General features: G+C 52.6%; 1 protein-coding gene. It reads right to left on the bottom strand.

What is annotated here, in order from left to right:
• Positions 1–33: 33 nt before the first annotated feature.
• A complete protein-coding gene (locus ACYVHU_RS26650; protein WP_498949918.1) occupies positions 34–981 on the bottom strand; it encodes an IS1595 family transposase in 948 nt (315 codons plus the stop codon).
• Positions 982–1,055: the final 74 nt, after the last annotated feature.

Raw genomic sequence — 1,055 nt, 5'->3', positions numbered from 1 at the left:
TCTTTCTGGGCATCAAAGAGGGCGCTGTTCCCTTTACGTGTTGTTGACTATTTTCACCCCACCCGATAACCAGGATTTTGCACTGTTGGGCTCTTGGTTGTAGACACGAAACCATGCCAGATAGTTTTTCAAGTAATCCGTCCCGACCCCGTGGAACTTCTGCATCCAGCCTCGCCAGCGGCTCACGTAGTTATCCAGCGTCTGGATGTGGTAGACCTCATCCTCAACCCGGTGATGTTTGCTGATTATCAAGCGCTTATGGATGATGCCTGCGACCTCTTCGGCTATCTGGATGTAGCTCTGGTTGCCGTCTGTGCAGAGAATAGAGCCGCGACTAAGCAGGGGTTGTAATGCCGGGGCTATCTGCTGATAACTCTTATCCAGTAGTACCGCATCTGCTTCATTCTCATATCTGTCTACCGCAATGAGTATCGGCACAAGAGGGACGTGGCCATGACCATCACCGCCATGCTTCCTGGGAGGGCGAGTCAGTGTTCGGGAGCCCTTGAAGGACTCCGGTGTAAAGACTTCATCGGCCTCAACAATTCCGCTTAACTTGCTGGCATTGGTCGTCAATGCGTATTGCAAGAAACGATGCCGCCAGCGGAACGATGTTTTTAGGTCAACATGGCATTCGTGGGCGGCTCTTCTGAGCGTCATGCCTTCACTCAAGCAGTTGGCATAGTGGGCCCATTTTTCCTTATGACGCAGGCGAGTCAGGGCGGCACCATGTAACTGATTGAATGTTTTGCCACATTCTTTGCACCGGTAGCGCAAGAGCCCTCGGGATTGTCCCCAGTGGATGACCCTCTCGGCATGACAATGAGGGCAAACAGGGAGGGTCGTCTGGCGCTCGGTGAGTACTTGTAGCAAGAGGTCTTGTTGCATGTGATAGCGAAGATGTTCTTGCGCGCGCTCCAACTGCAAGGATGTCAGTTGGGTAAAGGAGCGAAGCAGTTCAAAAAAACGGTTGGTATCCATAGCGGGCACCTCAGTCCAGCGAACTTACTGCAAGTATAGATTGCCCCAACACGTAAAGGGAACAGCGCCGCGCT

This window comes from Marinactinospora endophytica (genome assembly GCF_054780875.1).
Note: the sequence above shows the minus strand (reverse complement) of the source record. Positions and strands in the feature narration are given on the sequence as shown.

Excerpts from the sequence above, each read along its gene's own strand:
- ACYVHU_RS26650 (WP_498949918.1), bottom strand. The coding sequence starts at position 981 with ATGGATACCAACCGTTTTTTTGAACTGCTTCGCTCCTTTACCCAACTG.